Origin of the sequence: Chrysosporum bergii ANA360D (genome assembly GCF_029891735.1) — a bacterium.
Taxonomy (GTDB): domain Bacteria; phylum Cyanobacteriota; class Cyanobacteriia; order Cyanobacteriales; family Nostocaceae; genus Umezakia; species Umezakia bergii.
The window spans coordinates 1-21,771 of record NZ_JANQDH010000071.1 but is presented as its reverse complement, the minus strand read 5'-3'; the positions used below and the strand labels follow the sequence as shown (position 1 = coordinate 21,771).

The window sequence follows — 21,771 nt, the reverse complement described above, 5'->3', positions numbered from 1 at the left end:
TTAAATTCTTATAATCAATACAAAAACTTTAAAGTCCGTACCCCTTGATTTAGTTCCATAATCTGCCATGCTAAAACTTTTGTTGGGCGACCCCAACGCTCGTAAGCTAAAAAAATACCAACCTTACATCAGTGAAATTAACCTCTTAGAAGAAGACATTAAAGCCCTTTCTGATGAGGAGTTAAAAGGCAAAACAGGAGAATTTAAACAGCGACTGGCCAAAGGCGAAACGCTGGATGATATTCTCCCAGAAGCTTTTGCCGTGGTCAGAGAAGCAGGACGGCGAGTCTTGGGGTTGCGGCATTTTGATGTCCAGCTTTTAGGTGGCGTGATCCTGCACTCTGGACAAATCGCAGAAATGAAAACCGGAGAAGGTAAAACTCTAGTTGCTACCTTACCGAGTTATTTAAATGCTCTGACTGGTAAAGGTGTACACGTAGTCACAGTGAACGATTACTTAGCTCGTCGTGATGCTGAATGGATGGGACAGGTACACCGCTTTATGGGTCTGAGTGTGGGGCTAATTCAGTCAAGGATGACTCCCACGGAACGCAAGAAAAACTATGAATGCGATATCACCTATGTCACTAACAGTGAGGTAGGCTTTGACTACCTGCGGGACAATATGGCAACTTCCATGGATGATGTGGTACAACGCCCGTTTAACTATTGTGTGATTGACGAGGTAGACTCGATTTTAGTTGATGAGGCGCGGACACCATTAATTATTTCTGGGCAAGTAGAAAGACCTACAGAGAAATATCTCCGAGCGGCGGAAATTGCCTTGAGACTGCAAAAAGAGGAACATTATGAGGTAGATGAAAAGGCTCGTAATGTGCTTTTGACTGATGAAGGCTTTGCAGAATCAGAAAATCTTTTGGGTGTGACAGATTTATTTGACCCGGAAGATCCTTGGGCGCATTTCATGTTCAATGCCATTAAGGCTAAAGAACTTTTCCTCAAGGATGTTAACTACATTGTCCGTAACGGGGAAGTGGTGATTGTTGATGAATTTACCGGACGGGTGTTACCCGGACGGCGTTGGAGTGATGGTCTACACCAGGCAATTGAAGCTAAAGAACGTGTAGAGATTCAACCAGAAACCCAAACTCTAGCCACAATTACCTATCAAAATCTGTTCTTGCTATATCCCAAACTGGGAGGGATGACAGGAACGGCAAAAACTGAAGAACCAGAATTTGAAAAAATCTACAAACTAGAAGTGGCAGTAATTCCCACTAATCGCTCCAGAAAACGCCAAGACTTGCCGGATATGGTGTTTAAAACTGAGCCTGGTAAATGGCGGGCGATCGCGGGAGAATGTGCTGAAATGCACCAAAATGGCAGGCCTGTTCTAGTGGGAACCACCAGTGTAGAAAAATCAGAATATCTCAGTCAACTGCTCAAGGAAATGCAAATTCCCCACGAACTGCTCAACGCCAGACCAGAAAACGTGGAACGAGAAGCGGAAATTGTCGCCCAGGCAGGACGCAGGGGTGCTGTGACTATTGCCACCAATATGGCTGGTAGGGGTACAGATATTATCCTGGGGGGTAACTCTGAATATATGGCACGTCTAAAGCTGCGGGAATACTTTATGCCCAGAATTGTCATGCCAGAAGATGAAGATATTTTTGGCGTGCAAAGACCAGCCGGCTTGCCGAGCGGACATGGTGGTGGTCAGGGTTTTGTTCCGGGCAAAAAAGTAAAAACTTGGAGAGCATCACCAGAAATTTTCCCCACCCAATTAACACAAGAAACTGAAAAGCTGCTCAAAGATGCTGTGGAGGTGGCTGTGCGGGAGTATGGTGAACGCAGCTTACCGGAACTAGAAGCAGAAGACAAAGTAGCCATAGCAGCAGAAAAAGCTCCCACCAAGGACTCTGTAATTCAGAGACTACGGGAAGCTTACAACCGAATTAAGCAAGAATACGAACAGTTCACGGAAAGAGAACATAATGAAGTGGTGGACTTAGGGGGTCTACACGTAATTGGTACAGAACGCCACGAATCACGGCGCATTGATAACCAATTGCGGGGACGAGCAGGCCGACAAGGCGACCCGGGTTCAACTCGGTTTTTCCTCAGTTTAGAGGATAACTTGCTGCGAATTTTTGGAGGCGATCGCGTTGCTGGGTTAATGAGTGCTTTCCAGGTAGAGGAAGATATGCCCATTGAATCAGGGATGCTAACCCGCAGCTTGGAAGGGGCACAGAAAAAAGTGGAAACCTACTACTACGACATCCGTAAACAGGTGTTTGAGTACGACGAGGTAATGAATAACCAGCGTCGCGCCATCTATGCTGAACGTCGCCGAGTGTTGGAAGGTCAGGACTTGAAAGAACAGGTAATTAAATACGCCGAAAAAACGATGGATGAAATCGTTGATTTCTACATCAACCCAGATTTACCCTCCGAAGAGTGGGAATTAGAAAAGTTGGTAGATAAAGTTAAAGAATTTGTCTATCTGCTGGCGGATATGGAAGCCAGCCAGTTAGAAGATATGACAGTTAGCGAGATTAAAGCTTTTCTCCACGAACAGGTAAGAATTGCCTATGACCTCAAAGAAGCACAAATTGACAAAATTCAACCGGGGCTGATGCGACAAGCTGAAAGGTTCTTTATTTTGCAGCGCATTGATACTTTATGGCGGGAACACCTGCAACAAATGGATGCTTTGCGGGAATCTGTAGGTTTACGTGGTTATGGACAAAAAGATCCATTGATTGAGTACAAGAGCGAGGGTTATGAATTGTTCTTGGATATGATGGTTAACATTCGCCGGGATGTGGTTTACTCCCTGTTTATGTTCCAGCCTCAGCCTCAGCCTACCGTACAAACTTCTGAGATGGTCTAAGTTTTTCAACTTAGAAACACAGAGGCGCAGAGAGTTCTTTCTGCGTCTTTTTTGTAGCTATTGACGGAAATATCAACGGCGATCAGAGCTAATGGCTTTAGACATGGGGGTGATACGCAAAGCAGAAAAGGATATTAAGCGGGTTCAACTGAGGAGATACAGAGCATAGCTTTGGCTGGGTGGGTTTTCCGGTTTAGTCGTGAAATGCTGTAACCGGAGTTGAAACAATTTTTTGATACACTAAGAGAGCCTGACCCACACATTCATCCATATTGAGATATTGATAATTCGCTAACCGTCCGACAAAATACACCCCCCGGGTATGATCTGCCAATGCTTTGTATTTTTGATAAACTTTTTTGTGATCAGGAAGTGGTATGGGGTAATAAGGGTCTCCTTCCGCCTGGGGAAACTCATAAACAATGCTAGTTTTATTGTGTTCCTGCCCAGTTAAGTATTTAAACTCTGTTACTCGGCTATACAGATGTTCATTGGGATAGTGGATAACTGGGGCTGGTTGAAATACAGGGATGTTATGTGTCTCGTGTTGAAATTTAATTGATCTGTAAGGTAATTTGCCATAGCGATAATCAAAGAATTGATCAATTGTCCCTGTGTAAACCATCTCACGCCAAGGTATCACCTGCTCAATTTCCCGGTAATCTGTGTTCAGCATCACCTTAATATTGGGGTGGTTTAACATCTTCTCGAACATCTGAGTATAACCGTGCAGTGGCATTGCTTGGTAGGTGTCAGTAAAATATCGGTGATCGCGGTTGGTACGGGTAGAAACTCTGGAAACTACTGACTTATCCAATTGCGAAGGGTCGAGTCCCCATTTTTTGCAGGCGTAACCTTGAAAAAACTTTTGATACAATTCCTCACCAACTTGGCTGACTATGACATCTTCCGATGTGCGGATGTATTCTTTCGGTTCGGTAATACATTTGAAAAACTCTTCCACCTCAAAAGAATTGAGGTTCATACCATAGAATTTATTAATGGTATCTAAGTTGATGGGAATAGGAAGCAGCTGTCCATCTACACTACTGAGGACGCGATGTTGGTAAGGTCGCCACTGAGTAAACTGTGAAAGGTATTCAAAAACTTGTCGGGAATTAGTGTGAAAAATGTGGGGTCCGTATTTGTGTATGAGAATGCCAGAATTATCATAATGATCATAAGCATTACCGCCAATGTGATTACGCTTATCCACAACCAACACTCTTTTACCACACTGACTGGCCAAACGTTCGGCAATAACACTACCAGAAAATCCCGCGCCCACAATTAAGTAGTCAAACACCAAATCTGTATTAACAACTTTGTTTGGTGGTTTGTAACTTAGCGTGGCTTGATGGGAATTGTTTGTGCCTTCCTGATGGCGAGTAGTAATGGCAAAGTCTATCAGCTTCATCATTGTCATCCAAATGCGATCGCCATCGCCGCCACTGGGAAATACGTAGATATTCGGGTGATGATGTGCCTGCATCGCTTGGGTACTTTGTTCAGCGATAAACACCAAGTCTGCAAGAGAAAAAATTTCTGTCTCGTATTCCTGGAGTGGAGAAGGTATACTTTTAATTGTGGGTAACTCGTCCATGCAATCGTATATAACGGCCTGGGGTTGGAGGTTGCGAGTAAAGGCGATCGCTTTTGGTGTACAGTACCAAAAAATGTAATTTTCAATACTATTTTCTCTAAAAAAAGCACTGATTAACCTTTGTAAATCCAGATTGATATCCTCATCACTCAGTTGTTTTGGTAGAGATGGAATCACAACCACTAACCCAGTTTTATCTTGGCTAATATCTAACCGCCCCATCAATTGATTAGTAAATATTACCTCCTCAATAAAAAATACTCGCCTTTGTGAAGTACAACGGCTTAAAATGTGTTTTAACCGGGGGTGAACACAATTCCAACGCATATCAGACAGGCACACTATCTCTGGTGTCAAGGTAGTACAACTACAATCAAGTACCATATTTCCCTGAAAATACTTGGTATTTTTCAACATAAATACATACAAGGGTAAATGCAGAACTTACCCCCAGTAGCGATTAATCACACAGCCTAATTGTGCGGTAGAAGCTTGGCTGAATGCTATAAAAGGTCTGGTCTGTACTTTTGCCAATAATAAAAACTGCATTCGTAGTCATAATTAATCCCAGACCAAAAGTCTGGCGCAAGTGAGTTATACCAAATAATTGAACTAGGATTAATGGCAATAATCCAACCAGCTTGTTTAACTCGTGAGCATAAATCTATATCATTATAGTGAAGACGATAACCTTTAAATACTCCATGCTTAACAATTTTATGACGCAAGAGTAATGATTTATCTGTAAAATCCTCCACCCTAATATAAGGCTTACTTTTGAGGATTTCATCATTTAAAATATTCCCATTTTTGTCAAAATTGATTTTTGCTTGTGGTTTACCATCATTAATTAATCTACCAAATTCTTGAATAGTTTTAGGTTCTTTTAGCTGATAAATTTGAGAACCTACTAAGCCCACTTCATGATTTTCTTGTAAAGTTGTAATGAGTGTGGTTAGAGCCAAAGGGTCTAGACGTACATCATCATCAAGCAGCCAAACATAATCATATCTCAGTTTGCTAACAAATCGTAAACCATAATAAAAACCGCCATAGTTACCCAAATATTTACCTGGTTGCAGAAGCCGAATATCAGCAAAGTAAAATCTTTGTAAATCAGCTGGAGTCACATCCTCTGTAGCGTTATTGACAACATATATATCAATTTTTGTCTGATATAGTTTTTGCTTGCCAATATCTTCTAACAGTGAACATAGACAACTTAACTGTTCATGAGTCTCAATAATAACTGCTACTTTGGTGATGTGCTGACTAGAAGTCTGTGCTTGTACTTCTGGTTGAGCCAAAAACCCTGAAAAGTAAGATATCACTTTTACAAATCCTCAAAACGCCTATGTTGACTTTATTTCGATAATTTTCTATCTAGGAATGAACCTTAAATATTTAAATATGTATATTTAAAGCCCACATAGCTCAAAAATTTAACCCGTTGGTTTTTTTAACTCGTCTGTCTAAAGAATGATCAATTGCAAGACATTCAAGGCGTAAAAGTCAGATATAATACAAGCGCCCCACATTTTCTGCACAGTATGAACTACCGCAGCATCAACGAAGTAGGCTGGGGTTTCTACATCCCCATTAGTTTGGATTCAAGGACACTTCGTTTTTTTCCCGCTATCCATCCCCACCCTGGGATAGAAGTAGAAGCTAAACATAAAGAAGAAACAATCGCTCATTTGCGCTCTTGTTGGCTTATGGGAAAATAATCTCACTAAAAAATTCTTTGCGCCTTTGCACGAATTAAAACCTATGGTCATCGCGATTGATTTTGGTACAAGTAACACAGTTATAGCCCGTTGGAATCCGGTCACCCAGCAGCCGGAAACCCTGACTATACCAGGTTTATCAATTCAAACTCACCAAAGTTCCCCACTCATACCCAGCCTAGTGTATATAGAAGAAGCAACCCAGGGTAAAGTTTTAGTAGGGCAAGAAGTACGCGATCGCGGTTTTGATGTTAAAAACGAAACGCGATTTTTTCGCAGCTTCAAACGGGGAATTGGTGCGGATATTCAAGGTTTCTTACCAGAGATAGATGGACAATTTGTCAGCTTTGAGCAAGTAGGGGAATTATTTCTCAATAAGTTAATTGCAAAACTAACAGCCATGGAAGGAGGGTTAGATTCTCTTGTTTTAACAGTACCTGTAGATAGCTTCGAGGCTTATCGTCACTGGTTAGCTAAAGTTTGCCAAGACCTACCCGTGGAAAAAATACAAATGCTAGATGAACCCACAGCTGCTGCTTTGGGTTACGGTTTAGCAGATCAAGAAATTCTCCTTGTTGTTGACTTTGGCGGGGGTACTTTAGATTTATCCCTGGTGCGGTTAGATCAAAGAATGCAAAACAAAAAGCCCCTGGGTTTTCTTCTCAAGTGGGGTAATAAATCTCTGGGGGAAAACTCCGCCCAAAAACCAAAAATAGCCCGTGTACTAGCCAAAGCAGGGCAAAATCTGGGCGGTAGTGATATTGATCATTGGGTGGCAGATTACTTTGCCAAAACTCAAAAATTAGCGGTAACTCCCTTGACTATCAGATTAGCAGAACGAGTAAAAATTCAGTTAGCCACGAAGAATCAAGCTAGTGAAGTTTATTGTGACGATGAGAACTTGGAAAGTTATGAATTAGAACTCAACCGGGAAATCTTCCACAATATCCTCCAAGAAAACGGATTTTTTACTCAATTAGATCAGTCCATGACTAGTATATTACAACAGGCGCGACGACAGGGAATAGAAGTTGCAGATATTAACGCTGTGTTGTTAGTAGGCGGGACTGTGCAGTTACCAGCAGTGCAGACATGGGTAAAACAGTATTTTCAACCAGAAAAAATCCGGTGTGAACGTCCTTTTGAAGCCATCGCTCAAGGTGCGTTACAGTTAGCCCAGGGGATGGAAGTTAAAGACTTTCTCTATCACAGTTACGGTGTCCGTTATTGGGATCGTCGCCATCAGCGTCACAATTGGTATTCAATTATTAAAACCGGACAAGGTTACCCCATGAGTGAACCGGTGCAATTAGTTTTAGGGGCTTCTTTAGAGAATCAACCCAGCATTGAATTAATTATCGGGGAATTAGGAGATCAGACCGGGAGTACGGAGGTTTATTTTGATGGAGATCGCTTAATTACTCGCCGTTTAGAAGAAGGTGTAATCAATGTTAAACCCCTCAATGATCAACCAGGTGCGAGAACTATTGCCCAACTCACACCACCAGGATCTCCGGGAAGCGATCGCATTAAAGTTTTATTTCAAGTGGATGAACAACGTTTTTTGCGCATCACAGTTGAGGACTTGTTAACTAATGAGACTCTTTTAGAAAATCAACTCGTGGCCAAATTAAGTTAGATGCAGCCCGTTCCCATACAGACAGTTTATTCAAAAGTTCATCTCATCACCCCCCTATCAGGTAGGTGAGAGGCTTCTTTTTGTTTAAGCCAATGAGTAATGACCGATTTTTAACAGATACTCAAAATACCCTGGTCTCCGTCCAATGTTGCCAATACACCCACAGGTAAAGCTGCGTTAGGATTGCCATGACCAAAGGGCAAATCCGATACAATAGGAATACCCAAATCACTCAAGCGATCGCGTAGAACTTCCTCTACACTGAAGCTAGGCACATTTGGCGGTGGTTCGCATTTAGTAAAACTTCCCAAGGCAATACCCCGGACTTTTGATAAAACACCGCTTAAACGCCACTGGGTTAACATTCGGTCAATGCGGTAGGGTGGTTCTGTCACATCCTCCCATGCCAAAATCACATCTTTCAAATTGGGCATTATTGATGTACCTAAAAGATGAGTAGTTACAGTGAGATTACCTGGAAGTAAAACACCAGTAGCAATTCCTCCGCCCCAAGGACAGCCTTGAAGAGGGGAGATAGGCCGGCCTTCGACAACATCGAATAATCGTTCAATTGACCAATCTGTTTCATTTGCTAAAGTTGTCAACACACCAGCATGAACACTGGAAATACCTACTGTGTAAAGACTCCACAACAAAGCTGTAATGTCAGAAAACCCAATTAGCCATTTTGGTACTGTTGAGTTAATATTCCAAGTCCAATTTTCTAAAATCCGAGTGCTACCAAATCCGCCTCTAGTGCAGAGGATACCACGACAATGTGGATCTTCCCAGGCTTTGGTTAGCTGTTGACGACGTATATCATCTTTTTCGGCTAAATATCCCCATCTATCAGCCAAATTTGCGATTATATGGACATCATAACCACGCGATCGCCAAATTTCCACACTTTGTTTCAATGCTTCAAACTCTCTTAATGCACCACTAGGAGCTATCACTGTTAACAAATCTCCAGGTTGCAGGGGTGGAGGTAACATCTTAGATTGCATAAATAATAAGCTAATAATTTACTGAATGCAAAAGTACAAATAGATTATCAAAAACATAACTCACAACCAAGATAAAATCTCATATTGAGCGTCTCTAAATGCTAAGATTAGCTAGTGTATCAATTTGTCAACTTATTTTGGGAACACTAAACAAGGCAAGATTGCTAGAAGTAGCAATTTCTTGGACGGCCATGTTTATGGTTATTCATGGCGGTGACTGTAATAATATTACCTAAAAGGCAAAGGATTTCAATGATGCCGGCTATGGGTAGCGTGACAAATGCCAATGAGCTAAACCTGCGATTGGACTCAACTGTAGAAATTTTACCCCTGTGGGATATCATGGTGCTTGTAGAACGTCAGGTAAATGAATTAACTAAACTTTTTGATCAAGACCCTCTACTACCAGGAGTGGTTTTGACTGACAATAGTTCCTACCAGGGTATGATGTCGCGGAAGAAATTTTTTGAGCACATGAGCCGCCCCTATAGCCTTGGGCTTTTTTCTGGGCGAAGTATCCAACATCTTTATGAATTTCTCAAGCCAGATGTATTCATGCTTACGGGGGATACATTGATTGTAGAAGCTACTCAGGGAGCATTGCAGCGATCGCCCGAACTAGTCTATGAACCAATAGTAGTAAAAACTACGTCAGGGAATCATCAGTTACTGGACTTTCACCAGTTACTATTAGCTAACTCGCAAATTCACTCTCTAACACTAGCTAAGTTACAGCGTGTAGAGGAACAATCAAGAGTAGCTAAGGCAGGCTTTAAAGACCTCCAGCAAAATTATACTCGATTACTACAGAATGACAAAATGGCTGCTTTAGGTCAATTAGTCGCTGGTGTTGCCCACGAAATCAATAATCCAGTTAATTTTATTACTGGTAACCTCCTATATGTAAAAGATTACAGTCAAAAAATACTCAAAATCATCAATTTGTACCGCCTGCACTATCCTGATCCAGTAGCAGAAATTCAAACAGAAGCTCGCGAAATTGAACTGGACTTTTTAACTGAAGACCTTCCTAGTCTTCTTAATTCTATGCAAATAGGTTGCGATCGCATTGAGCAAATCGTGCGATCGTTAAAAAACTTTTCTCGCCTTGATGAAGCTGAGAAGAAAACAGTTAATATCCATGAAGGTATTGATAGTACCCTGCTAATTTTGCAAAGTCGGCTGAAAAAGCACAAAAGTAGTGAGAGTATTAATTTAGTCAAAGAGTACGGTCATTTACCCTTAGTGGAGTGCTACCCTGGCTTACTCAATCAGGTATTCATGAATATTTTAACTAATGCCATAGATGCTTTAGAAGAGTCCATAGTTAAAGGACGGAAAAATCACAATCCATCTATTAAAATTTGTACTCAACTGATCAGCAACAACTGCGTAGAAATTCGCATTATTGATAATGGAACTGGCATACCAGAAAATATCAAAAAACAATTATTTGACCCATTTTTCACTACTAAACCCGTAGGCAAAGGAACGGGATTAGGACTATCCATCAGCTATCAAATTATAGTAGAAAAACATGGAGGTCAAATCAACTGTGTATCTACTCTTGGAGAAGGAACTGAATTCATTATTACAGTACCAGTGGTAAAAGAGCAGTAACGCCAAACATCAGGGTAAGTCAAACTGTATTTAGTGTTAAATTATTTAAGTTGGGTAAAAACATCATGGTAAAAAAATTAGGACTGAGTGTTCTGCTATTGGCAATTATGGGAAACGGGTTCTGGACATCCAGTGCTAGAGGGAATTTTCTAAGTAATCTGACGGTAGAAATTAATGGATTGAGAAACACAGAAGGACAAGTGTGTGTGAGTATATTTGCTAATAGTAAAGGATTTCCCAATAACAGAGATGGCGTACTCAAGGCAAAGTGTACTAAAATGTCGGAGAAATCCTTAACAGTGACTTTCGATAACTTACAAGCTGGTAGTTACGCTGTTGCCGTTATTCATGATCAGAATAACGACCAAATTCTAAATCTTAATTACTTTGGTGTACCCATAGAAGGCTTCGGATTTTCCAGAAACCCGGAGGTTCGCATTGGTCCCCCCAAATTCAGGGATACCGCTGTTTTGTTAGCAGGACCCAATACAGTCATTCAAATCAAGTTGAAACATTTATAAATCACTATCTCTCGGTGGAATCTGTTGATGGGATACTCCCCGGATTTTATTCATCTGAATCAGAGCGTACTTAGCGGTATTTTGCACATCTACATCCGGGTCTTCCATGGCGTGGGCGACAATTTGGCTCATTTGAATGATCATGTCATAAATGCGAGTTAAGTCACGGATCGCATTTTGTCTCACTTGTGGATTTTCATCTTGCAATGAAATGGCTAAAGCACGGTTCATTGGTGTGAGTGCGCGAGTGTTAATTTCTGCCAAAGCTGCCAAAATTAAACTGCGTTGTTGAGAATCAGCATCCATCATCAAGTCTACCAGGGGCTGAATTGCTCGCGAGTCTCCCTGCTGACCTAGATTCCAAATGGCTTTGCGCTGCTTGGGGCGATCGCCTCCGTGCAAGTCATGAATCAGTTCATCAACAACATTAACTTTACTTAGACGGGGAGTGATTGGCGATGGTGGTGAACTAATCACAGGTACATAATTTTCCTGGGAGTCGGAAAATGTATCTAACTCTCCTGGAGACGACTTCACGGGTTTTTGTTCACCAGAACTAAAAGCATTGAATTTAAACGGGATAAATAATCCCACCAAGAATAGGATTCCGCCAGTACTTCCTAGAATTACCAGACCCAATAACGACCACCAAATAAATCCTCCTTGGCTAAGTTGAGGAGCGTCAGTTTGTTGGACTGTTGGAGTAGAAGGAACAGAAACAGGACTTTGGTTTACCCAAAGTGTTTGTAGACTCTGCCTAGTTGCCAAATCAGCAATACCATCTATTCTGGGTAAATTTTGTAACTTTTGAAACTCCGCTACAGCCCTTTTGGTGTTTTGTCCATAAACTCCGTCAATATCATCATGGTAGTATCTTAAATCTTTTAATTGAATTTGCAATACCTTAACATCTGTTCCTTGACTGCCAAGTTTGAGGATAGTATACGTGGTGGGTATTGTGGAACTTGCTGGAGGAATTTGTGCCGATGCTGGGTGAGATGTTAGCAGACTGGTGTGATGAGGATAAAAACCCCAGCAAGTAAAACAGGTAAAAATCAAAATTGAGGAATAATACCGCCTCATATTGTCAGTTTCACCCTGAATGTGGTAGTTGAGTTACACATTCCACCATAACCCGAAGATGCCGAAATGTTAACTTTAGAAGCAACAGACAAGACATGAGAATTATTAATTTATTTGTGAACAGATGCTTCTAAAACAGATGATTCCTGTCTGGGTTTATCTTCTACACTCACTTGATTATTTTTTTTACCCAAATTATGGCGCTGGTTAATCAGATAGATGCTAATTAAAGTCAGTCCCACCCCCACCCACTGCAAAGGACTAAGAACTTCCGAGAGGAACAGATTGCCAAATAATAAAGCAAATACAGGAGTTAGAAAGGTAAGAGAACTGAGACTTGTTAGATTACCCTTGGAAGCAAAGTAAAAAAACAATCCATAGGCTATGGCACTGCCAAAAACTGTAGCATAACCCAAAGCCATCCATTCAGATGTCACAAGATTCTCCCATTGCTGAGATTCCGCTACCCATGAAATTCCCCACAACGGCAATCCACCCAAAATCATGTGCCATCCTGTAGCCGTCACCGGATCAGCATATCTACACACAAACCGAATCATCACCGTTCCTCCAGCCATGGAAAAAGCGGCTAACAGCATTAACCATTCACCACTAGCAAATAAATCTTGCCAATAGCCAATGCTTGCATTGACATTACCATCAAAAAAGTGAAGAATCCACTCATCGGGTAAACCAATTAAACTAATACCCAGAACTCCTAAAACCAATCCCAGCCATCCCCACAAACCAATATGTTCTTCAAATAGCCACAACGACAACAAAGCCACTGCTAAAGGTTGAGAGTCAATCATCACAGATCCCAAACCTGCACTAGTTCTCACTAATCCCTGTGCCAAAAACCCTTGAAATAATGCCCCATCTACTAAAGCAAATAAAATAATCCACAGCCATGCTAACCAACCCCGGGGTTGGGGTTTACCCAGAAATGCTGCTGCTATCAAAATTAATACCCCAGCTGGTAGCAATCGTAAACCTGCCATAAAAAAGGGGGTTGTGTGGGGGATAACTGTTTTCATAGCTACCATTGCCGTTCCCCACAGGAAAAAAGGAGCGATTAAGGTCAAGGAGGTAAAGATGGATTTAGATGCACTGAGCTTCAGCTGCATAGGTTAGCTAATGCCTTGATTTAACAAATTTTCAAATTACTTTACCTAATTTTACATAATTATGTGCAGTCATTGGCAATTAGACATTTAATACTATGTATCCTTAAATACTTTCAAGGATTGAACCATGTCCTGAACTATTGGTAAAAAGCGGTTATATTTGTCAATTTCGGCTGTATAGTTGACTATGTAGGCGCGATCGCCCTCTATAGTAGTAGCTTCCTTAACTACACTAGCCACCACTACCACTCATCAACCCGCCTACGCCAGGGGGGGAGCTTTTACTGTGGAAAAAGTCAAGGTGTACCGACTACCTTAGCCTGTACTCGAGATGGTCAGAGGGTTGTCACATAAATAAAATTATTTTTATAAATTACCTAAAAACTATTGTTATCAACTACACCAGTCTTTTATAATGCTATATAATGCTAATGACAGTTCACGTTATTTTTAACATAGAATTAACAAATTACCGGAGTATCTAAGTGCCAAAGAAACAGACTACAGCAAACAGCAGTAGCACTAAATTGGGTTTTGAAGAGAAATTATGGCAAGCTGCCGATAAATTGCGTGGTCACTTAGATGCTGCTGAATATAAGCACGTTGTCTTAGGGCTAATCTTCCTTAAATATATTTCTGATGCTTTTAACGAAATCTACCAGAAATTAACTCAGGATGAATACGCAGATCCAGAAGACAGGGACGAGTACAAAGCAGAAAATATTTTTTACGTCCCCCCAGCAGCACGCTGGTTACATTTCCAGAGTAACGCTAAAACCCCAACGATTGGGCAGTTAATTGATGAGGGGATGGAGGCCATAGAAAAAGAAAATCCCTCTCTCAAAGGTGTATTACCCAAGGAATATGGTAAACCCTCCCTAGATAAACGCTTACTGGGGGAAGTAATAGACTTAATTAGCACTATTGGTTTAGGAGACGCGGAAAGTCGCTCTAAAGATATTTTAGGTAGAGTTTATGAATATTTTTTAGGACAATTCGCCAGTGCAGAAGGGAAGAAAGGGGGACAGTTTTACACCCCACGTTGTGTGGTGCAATTGTTAGTAGAAATGTTAGAACCCTACAAAGGACGAGTCTATGATCCTTGTTGTGGTTCTGGGGGAATGTTTGTTCAATCTGAGAAGTTTGTAGAATCTCACGGTGGCAAAGTTGGGGATATTTCTATTTATGGACAAGAATCTAATCCCACAACTTGGAAGCTGTGCAAAATGAATTTAGCTATCCGGGGAATTGAAGGCAATATTGGTTTACAAAATGCTGATACTTTCCGCAGTGATTTACACAAAGATTTAAGAGCAGATTATATCATAGCAAATCCTCCTTTTAATATGAGTGATTGGCGAGGGGAAGCATTACAAGAAGATGGACGTTGGCTTTATGGCACACCCTCGGCTGGTAATGCTAACTATGCCTGGATTCAACATATCATTAGTCATTTAGCCCCTCTTGGTTATGCTGGGTTTGTATTAGCTAATGGTTCTATGAGTTCTAATCAATCTGGGGAAGGAGAGATTAGAAAATCTTTAATTGAAGCAGATTTAGTTGATTGCATGGTGGCACTACCAGGACAATTATTTTATAATACCCAAATTCCCGCTTGTTTATGGTTTTTGACTCCTAATAAATCCGGTGGTAAATTCCGTAATCGCCGGGGTGAAACATTATTTATTGATGCCCGGAAATTAGGTTTTTTAATTGATAGGGTACATCGGGATTTAACAGAGGAGGAAATTAAACGCATTGCCCAAACTTATCATAATTGGCGGGGTAGTGGTAAGGAAGAATATGTAGATGTTCCTGGTTTTTGTAAAAGTGCCAGTTTTGAAGAAATAAAAGGACATGGTTATGTATTAACTCCAGGACGATATGTAGGAGCAGAAGAAATAGAAGATGATGATGAATCTTTTGATGAAAAGATGTTACATCTAACGGCGAAATTAGATCAACAATTTACCGAAAGTGCTAAATTAGAAGCAATGATTCGGGAGAATCTGCGGGGGTTGGGCTATGGTGGATAGTTTATCAAATCCAGATGATTATCAGCAATTTGTGGGGGAATTAAAAGAACCTATCCGCAATGCTCAAATCCGCGCTGTAATTGCTATTAACCGGGAATTAGTATTACTTTATTGGCAAATTGGACGGGATATTTTACATCGTCAACAGCACCAAGGATGGGGTGCTAAAGTTATTAATAATTTAGCATCTGATTTACAAAAAGCCTTTCCTGAAATGAAGGGTTTTTCATCCCGCAATCTTAAATATATGCGGAGTTTTGCGGAAACTTACCCTGATTTTGAATTTGTGCAAGAGGTGCTTGCACAAATTACTTGGTATCACAATATTACCTTAATAGAAAAGGTGAAATCACCAGAGGAACGTCTGTGGTATGCAAGACAAACTATTGAGCAAGGATGGAGTCGCAATGTATTAGTCCATCAGATAGAAAGTGGACTATATAAAAGACAAGGTAAGGCTGATACTAATTTTTCTCGCACATTACCAAATCCCCAATCAGAACTGGCTCAACAGTTATTTAAAGACCCTTATAATTTTGATTTTATTAATTTAGGGAAGGAGGCACAGGAGCGAGAGTTAGAGAAAGCTTTGATAGAACGTATCCGCGATTTTTTATTGGAATTGGGGGTAGGTTTTGCGTTTGTGGGTAGTCAGTATCATTTGGAGGTGGAAGGGGAAGATTTTTATTTAGATTTATTATTTTATCATTTACGTTTACGGTGTTTTGTGGTGATTGATTTGAAGGTGGAAGAATTTAAACCTGAGTTTTCAGGGAAGATGAGTTTTTATGTTTCGGCTGTGGATGAGTTGCTAAAACACCGGGATGATATGCCAACTATTGGGATTATTTTATGTAAGTATAAAAAGCAAAAGATTGTTGAATATTCTTTGCGAGATATGAATAAGCCTATTGGGGTTTCTACTTATCAATTGCGGGAGGAATTACCGGAGAGGTTGCAGGAGAGTTTACCGACTATTGAACAGTTGGAAGCTGAATTAGAAGCGGTAAATGTGGAGGCTGAGGAGGAGTTATAGCAAAAATCAAAAGTCAAAATTCAAAAATTGAGACGTTTTATGTGAATTAGTTTTAGCATTTTTTCTTTTTCTTAATACTTTTTAAGTTGCTATATAAGGTAAAATATTAAAGAGTTTATTAATGGAAATTTTTAGATAATGAATTAATAATAATAAGAGAGGTTAATATTAAGATTATGAATAATTGGAAAGATTTATATTGGGGGGAATTAGTAACGCTTGAATATGGTAAACCCTGTCCTAATTATGCAGATAATATTGGTGAATACCCAGTTTTTGGAACTAATGGAAAAATTGGACAAAGTAAAAAGGCTTTATGTAATCATCCTAGTGTAATTATTGGTAGAAAAGGAGCTTATAGAGGAGTTCATTATTCAGACAAGCCTTTTTGGGTAATAGATACGGCATTTTATTTAGAGCCTAAAGTTGATATTGATTTAAAATGGGCTTATTACAATCTCTTAACTCAGGATATTAATGGAATGGATAGCGGTTCAGCTATTCCTTCTACAAGTCGTCAGGATTTTTATTTTTTATCTGTCAAACTTCCCCCACTTGCTGAACAAAAAGCGATCGCACACATTCTGGGAACACTGGATGACAAAATCGAACTGAACCGACAGATGAACGAAACCCTAGAAGCAATGGCCAGGGAGATTTTTAAGTCGTGGTTTGTGGATTTTGATCCAGTACGCGCCAAGATGGAAGGGAGACAACCCGCAGGTATGGATGCAGCAACGGCGGATCTATTCCCTAATGATTTTGAGGAGTCGTCTTTGGGTTTAATTCCCAAGGGTTGGAAGGTTGCTACTATTGGTGAATCAGTGAAAATTGTTGGTGGTAGCACTCCAAGCACAAAAAATCCTGATTATTGGGAAGGTGGAACTATTCATTGGACAACTCCCAAAGATTTATCATCATTATCAAGTCCTGTACTACTCAATACTGAAAGAAAAATTACTGAACTTGGATTAAAACAAATTAGTTCTGGATTATTACCTAAAGGAACTCTTTTACTATCTTCACGCGCTCCTATAGGTTATCTTGCTATTTCAGAAATTCCAGTAGCTATTAATCAAGGATATATTGGAATGATATGTGATAAAGGTTTACCGAATTACTATATTTTGAATTGGACTAGAGAAAATATAGAAACTATTATAGGACGAGCTAACGGAACAACTTTTCTGGAAATTAGTAAATCTAATTTTCGTCCTATTGAATTAGTTATACCAGATATTAAAATTTTAGATGTTTTTATTAAACAAGTTGAAAGGCTGTATCAGATGATTGTTAATAATTTACAAGAATCTCATTCACTCGCTACTCTCCGAGACACTCTATTACCAAAATTGATGTCAGGAGAAATTCGAGTTAAACAAGCAGAAAAATTATTGGAGTCTGTAGCATAATGACTTTACCAACAAATCTTCTTAATAAATATTTATCTCGCTTTGAAGAACTTATTACTGAGGGAGAAGAAATAGATAGAATAAGCTTGAATACGAACCCCCAAGGGTTAGGTTGTTACACTAATAATTATCAACCTTTTATGGCTTTGCAAGCAAAATGTATCACATTGTTCAGCAAAATCTTACCTCCAAATCACCCCAATTGGAATTTAATTGAAGAGCTAAGACAATCAGATGAAGGAAATAAAGTAGATTGGATATATAGAGCCAAATTAAATCGAGCCATAGGCTATCTAAAAGCTATTAAATCAGATTTTGAACAAGGATTTTTAGGAGATTTAGCAATTGAAATTGAATCAGAAATTGCAGCAGATTATATGGGACAAGCAGAACAGTTATTAGCGGAAGGTACAAGTGGTAAATATGACCATGTTCCAGCAGCAGTATTATCTGGAGCAGTATTAGAAAAGGCCTTAAAAACCCTGTGTGATAAACAAACCCCTCCTATAGCAACAATTAATGCTAAAGGTTCACCCCTAACTTTAAATCCACTTATTGATGACCTCAAAAAAGCAGGTGTTTTCAATGAATTAACAGCTAAACAGTTAAGAGCTTGGGCAGATATTCGTAATCAAGCAGCACATGGAGAATTTGAACAATTTACTCGTTCAGATGTCGAGTTAATGATCAAGGGTATTGGTAGTTTCTTAGCAAATTATATGGCTTAAAGGTGTAATTTTGCTATGAACAAATTCACCGAATCAATTATTGAACAAGCAACCCTAGACTGGCTATCAGAACTAGGCTACACCACTTTAAATGGTGTAGAAATCGCCCCCGATACCCCCCAAACAGAACGCCAAGAATATAACGAAGTTATCCTCATCAACCGCTTACAAAATGCCTTACAAACCATCAACCCCCATATTCCCTTTCACGCCATCCAAGACGCAATCAAAAAAATCACCCGCACCGAAACCCCAATACTTTATGAAAACAATCGCCGCTTTCATAAATACTTAACAGATGGGGTAGATGTTGAATATCAACAAAATGGACAAACCCAATACAAAAAAGTCCAACTAATTGATTTTAATAAAATTGATAATAACGACTGGTTAGTAGTTAATCAATTTCGTGTCAAAGAAACAGGTAAAACCGCCCGTATTCCTGATGTAGTTATCTTCATCAATGGCTTACCCATCGCCGTAATTGAACTCAAAAACGCCGCAGATGAAAACGCTACAATAAAAGGTGCATTCAACCAACTACAAACCTATAAAAACGATATTTCCTGCTTATTTCCCTATAACGAAATTCTCGTCATTTCCGATGGTATTAAAGCCAGAGTCGGCACATTAACCGCAGACTGGGAACGTTTCATGCCTTGGCGTACTATTGATGGTGAAAATATTATTCCTCAAGGACAAGCAGAATTAGAAACAATTATTAAAGGTATATTTAATCAAACTACTATACTAGATATTATCCAATACTTCATTGTTTTTGAAGTTGACCAAGATACAATTATTAAAAAAATGGCAGGGTATCACCAATATCATGCTGTGAATAAAGCCATTACCTCTACTATCAAAGCCACCCGCACAGATGGAGATACAAAAGTGGGTGTAGTCTGGCATACCCAAGGTAGCGGTAAAAGTTTAACAATGGCATTTTATAGTGGGAAACTGATACAACAACCAGAAATGGAAAATCCCACTTTGGTAATTTTAACAGATAGAAATGATTTAGATGATCAACTATTTACCACCTTTTCATCCTGCGTTGACTTATTAAGACAAAACCCTGTACAAGCAGAAAACAGGGAAAATTTAAAAGAATTACTCCAAGTAGCAGCAGGGGGAATTGTATTTACCACCATCCAAAAATTCGCCCCAGAAACAGGTAACGAATATGAGGAACTTTCCCCCCGACATAATATAGTTCTCATAGCAGATGAAGCACACAGAAGCCAATACGGATTAAAAGCCAAAGTTGTACAAAAAGATGACGAGGCTTATATTAAATATGGTTACGCAAAATATTTAAGAGACGCTATCCCTCACGCTTCCTTTGTGGGATTTACAGGTACACCCATTGCCCAAACTGATAAAAATACCACTGCTTTATTTGGAGATTACATTGATATTTACGACATTCAAAGGGCAGTAGAAGATGAAGCTACAGTCAAAATATACTATGAAACGCGATTAGCAAAACTCGATTTAGAACCCTCAGAACGCCCAAACATTGACCCTGAATTTGAAGAAATTACCGAAGACCAAGAACTCACTACCAAAGAAAAACTTAAAAGTAAATGGGCAAGATTAGAAGCCTTAGTTGGTGCAGAAAAAAGAATTAATCAAATTGCTAAAGATATTGTTGAACATTTTGAAAATCGCACCGCAGCACCAGAACTGAGAGACGGTAAAGCCATGATCGTCTGTATGAGTCGCCGTATCTGTGCTGACTTGTACCATGCTATCATTCAAATTAAACCAGAATGGCACAGTGAAGATGATAACCAAGGAGTTATCAAAGTTGTCATGACTGGTTCTGCTGCTGATGACAAAAAAATGCAGCCTCACATCCGCAGTAAAAAAGCCCGGAAAGAATTAGCTAAACGCTTCAAAAAAGCCGATGACCCCTTTAAAATAGTCATAGTTCGGGATATGTGGCTAACAGGATTTGATGCCCCCAGTCTGCATACTTTATATGTAGATAAACCCATGCAGGGACACAATTTAATGCAAGCTATAGCCAGGGTAAATCGTGTCTTCAAAGATAAACCAGGGGGGTTAATAGTTGACTATTTAGGCATTGCTGAACAACTCAAAGATGCACTCAAGGATTACACAGAAAGAGATAGAGGGGAAACAGGCATTGACACCAGTATTGCCCTAGTAATTATGCAGGAGAAATACGAAATTGTCAAAGCTATGTATCACAATTTTAACTATCAAAAATTCTTTACAGGTAAACCCACAGAAAGAGTATCAATCATTCCTGCTGCCCTCAATCATATCTTAGGATTAGAAGATGGTAAACAACGTTATATTAAAGCAGTAGGTGAACTATCCAAAGCTTTTGCTTTAGTTAGCAGTACCGACGAAGGAATCGCTATTCGAGATGAAATCGGATTTTTCCAAGCTATCAAAGCAGCAATGGTAAAATATACCACTGGTGACGGGAAAAGCCCAGAAGATATAGATGCAGCAGTAAGACAGATAGTTTCTAAAGCGATCGCCAGTGAACAAGTAATAGATATCTTTACATCCGCAGGATTAAATAAACCAAATATCGCTATCCTCTCCGATGAATTTTTAGAAGAAGTGCGGGGTTTACCCTATCGTAACGTGGCATTAGAAACCTTACAAAAATTAATTAATGAACAAATCAAAATCAGTTTTCGCAAGAACTTAATTCAAGCTCGTTCCTTCCGAGAAATGTTAGAAAATACCATCAAAAGATATCAAAATCGTGCCATTGAAACAGCCCAAGTCATCAATGAACTAATTGAACTCGCCAAAGCCATGCGGGAGGGACAAAGACGGGGTGAAGACTTGGGACTAACTGAAGATGAAACAGCTTTTTATGATGCTTTGGAGGTGAATGATAGTGCAGTGATGATTTTAGGAGATGATACCCTCAAAGCGATCGCTCGTGATTTGGTGAAAGCGATTCGTGCTAATTTAACCATTGATTGGACAGTGAAAGAAAATGTCAGGGCTAAATTACGAGTGATAGTTAAAAGGTTATTGAAAAAGTATGGTTATCCCCCAGATAAATGTGATAAAGCAACTTCTACAGTTTTAGAACAGGCTGAATTTTTTTTACAAGAGGGTCAATCTTGAGGTAAGGAAATCTGACTCGGTTTTTTCAGTAGCATACAGCGCTGATGGTCAAACTTTAGCCGGTGGGAGTCTAGACAACACCATCAACATATGGAATGTGAAGACAGGTTTGTAGTTAATCTATCCTCTCATTCGGGTAAATTACCCTAACCATCGCCGCAAATCAGCAACAGAAGTAAAATCCAACAGCGCCTCACCTAGTAGGTCTAACTGGTCAAAATTCAATGTGTAAATTGCCTCTATCAGGGA

At 39.8% G+C, this 21,771-nt stretch carries 16 protein-coding genes and 1 pseudogene; 10 read left to right on the top strand and 7 right to left on the bottom strand.

What is annotated here, in order from left to right; genetic code table 11:
- Window positions 1–67: 67 nt before the first annotated feature.
- Window positions 68–2,857 (top strand): preprotein translocase subunit SecA, encoded by a 2,790-nt coding sequence (gene secA, locus NWP17_RS10490; RefSeq protein ID WP_280654854.1) that lies wholly within the window; start codon window positions 68–70, stop codon window positions 2,855–2,857.
- Between the two features lie 193 nt (window positions 2,858–3,050).
- Here the strand turns inward: secA and glf are convergent, their stop codons facing one another.
- Together glf and NWP17_RS10480 are read right to left on the bottom strand one after the other, a co-directional pair.
- A complete protein-coding gene (gene glf / locus NWP17_RS10485; protein ID WP_280654853.1) occupies window positions 3,051–4,844 on the bottom strand; it encodes a UDP-galactopyranose mutase in 1,794 nt (597 codons plus the stop codon).
- A 119-nt stretch (window positions 4,845–4,963) separates the two neighbouring features.
- On the bottom strand, window positions 4,964–5,791 hold the full coding sequence (locus NWP17_RS10480; RefSeq protein ID WP_280654852.1) for a glycosyltransferase family 2 protein: 828 nt from the start codon (window positions 5,789–5,791) through the stop codon (window positions 4,964–4,966).
- 439 nt (window positions 5,792–6,230) lie between these two features.
- On the opposite strand from NWP17_RS10480, the gene NWP17_RS10475 reads away from it, so the two are divergent.
- A complete protein-coding gene (locus NWP17_RS10475) occupies window positions 6,231–7,826 on the top strand; it encodes an Hsp70 family protein (RefSeq protein WP_280654851.1) in 1,596 nt (531 codons plus the stop codon).
- A 110-nt stretch (window positions 7,827–7,936) separates the two neighbouring features.
- Here the strand turns inward: NWP17_RS10475 and NWP17_RS10470 are convergent, their stop codons facing one another.
- A complete protein-coding gene (locus tag NWP17_RS10470; RefSeq protein ID WP_280654850.1) occupies window positions 7,937–8,833 on the bottom strand; it encodes a S66 peptidase family protein in 897 nt (298 codons plus the stop codon).
- Between the two features lie 255 nt (window positions 8,834–9,088).
- Between NWP17_RS10470 and NWP17_RS10465 the strand changes: the two genes are divergently transcribed.
- Window positions 9,089–10,453: a sensor histidine kinase gene (locus NWP17_RS10465; protein ID WP_280654870.1), complete on the top strand. Its 1,365-nt coding sequence runs from the start codon at window positions 9,089–9,091 to the stop codon at window positions 10,451–10,453.
- Between the two features lie 65 nt (window positions 10,454–10,518).
- Window positions 10,519–10,974 (top strand): DUF2141 domain-containing protein, encoded by a 456-nt coding sequence (locus tag NWP17_RS10460; RefSeq protein WP_280654849.1) that lies wholly within the window; start codon window positions 10,519–10,521, stop codon window positions 10,972–10,974.
- Here NWP17_RS10460 and NWP17_RS10455 read toward each other — a convergent pair.
- From NWP17_RS10455 to NWP17_RS10445, 3 genes are all read right to left on the bottom strand, one after another.
- Window positions 10,969–12,057 carry a peptidoglycan-binding protein gene (locus tag NWP17_RS10455; RefSeq protein ID WP_280654848.1) on the bottom strand — a complete coding sequence of 363 codons (1,089 nt, stop codon included), beginning with the start codon at window positions 12,055–12,057 and terminating at the stop codon, window positions 10,969–10,971. The two genes, NWP17_RS10460 and NWP17_RS10455, sit on opposite strands and share 6 nt — an antisense overlap.
- Before the next feature lie 110 nt (window positions 12,058–12,167).
- A complete protein-coding gene (locus NWP17_RS10450) occupies window positions 12,168–13,184 on the bottom strand; it encodes a DMT family transporter (protein WP_280654847.1) in 1,017 nt (338 codons plus the stop codon).
- Window positions 13,185–13,277: 93 nt separating this feature from the next.
- The gene (locus NWP17_RS10445; protein WP_280654846.1) at window positions 13,278–13,424 is read right to left on the bottom strand and encodes a hypothetical protein; all 147 of its coding nucleotides are present in this window, start codon (window positions 13,422–13,424) and stop codon (window positions 13,278–13,280) included.
- Window positions 13,425–13,669: 245 nt separating this feature from the next.
- On the opposite strand from NWP17_RS10445, the gene NWP17_RS10440 reads away from it, so the two are divergent.
- The 6 genes and pseudogenes from NWP17_RS10440 to NWP17_RS17525 all read left to right on the top strand — a co-directional run.
- Window positions 13,670–15,220, top strand: a complete 1,551-nt coding sequence (locus tag NWP17_RS10440; protein ID WP_280654845.1) for a class I SAM-dependent DNA methyltransferase — start codon at window positions 13,670–13,672, stop codon at window positions 15,218–15,220.
- The gene (locus NWP17_RS10435) at window positions 15,210–16,256 is read left to right on the top strand and encodes a PDDEXK nuclease domain-containing protein (protein WP_280654844.1); all 1,047 of its coding nucleotides are present in this window, start codon (window positions 15,210–15,212) and stop codon (window positions 16,254–16,256) included. Before NWP17_RS10440 ends, NWP17_RS10435 begins: the two co-directional genes overlap by 11 nt.
- A gap of 176 nt (window positions 16,257–16,432) precedes the next feature.
- Entirely contained in the window at window positions 16,433–17,668 is a 1,236-nt protein-coding gene (locus tag NWP17_RS10430) for a restriction endonuclease subunit S (RefSeq protein ID WP_280654843.1), read from the top strand.
- The gene (locus tag NWP17_RS10425; RefSeq protein WP_280654842.1) at window positions 17,668–18,396 is read left to right on the top strand and encodes a DUF4145 domain-containing protein; all 729 of its coding nucleotides are present in this window, start codon (window positions 17,668–17,670) and stop codon (window positions 18,394–18,396) included. The genes NWP17_RS10430 and NWP17_RS10425 overlap by 1 nt, the downstream gene beginning before the upstream one ends.
- A gap of 15 nt (window positions 18,397–18,411) precedes the next feature.
- Window positions 18,412–21,522 (top strand): type I restriction endonuclease subunit R, encoded by a 3,111-nt coding sequence (locus tag NWP17_RS10420; protein ID WP_280654841.1) that lies wholly within the window; start codon window positions 18,412–18,414, stop codon window positions 21,520–21,522.
- 10 nt (window positions 21,523–21,532) lie between these two features.
- Window positions 21,533–21,631 (top strand): annotated as a pseudogene (locus NWP17_RS17525) (hypothetical protein); the annotation flags it as partial.
- Between the two features lie 32 nt (window positions 21,632–21,663).
- Here NWP17_RS17525 and NWP17_RS10415 read toward each other — a convergent pair.
- A complete protein-coding gene (locus NWP17_RS10415) occupies window positions 21,664–21,756 on the bottom strand; it encodes a DUF4351 domain-containing protein (protein WP_425332659.1) in 93 nt (30 codons plus the stop codon).
- Window positions 21,757–21,771: the final 15 nt, after the last annotated feature.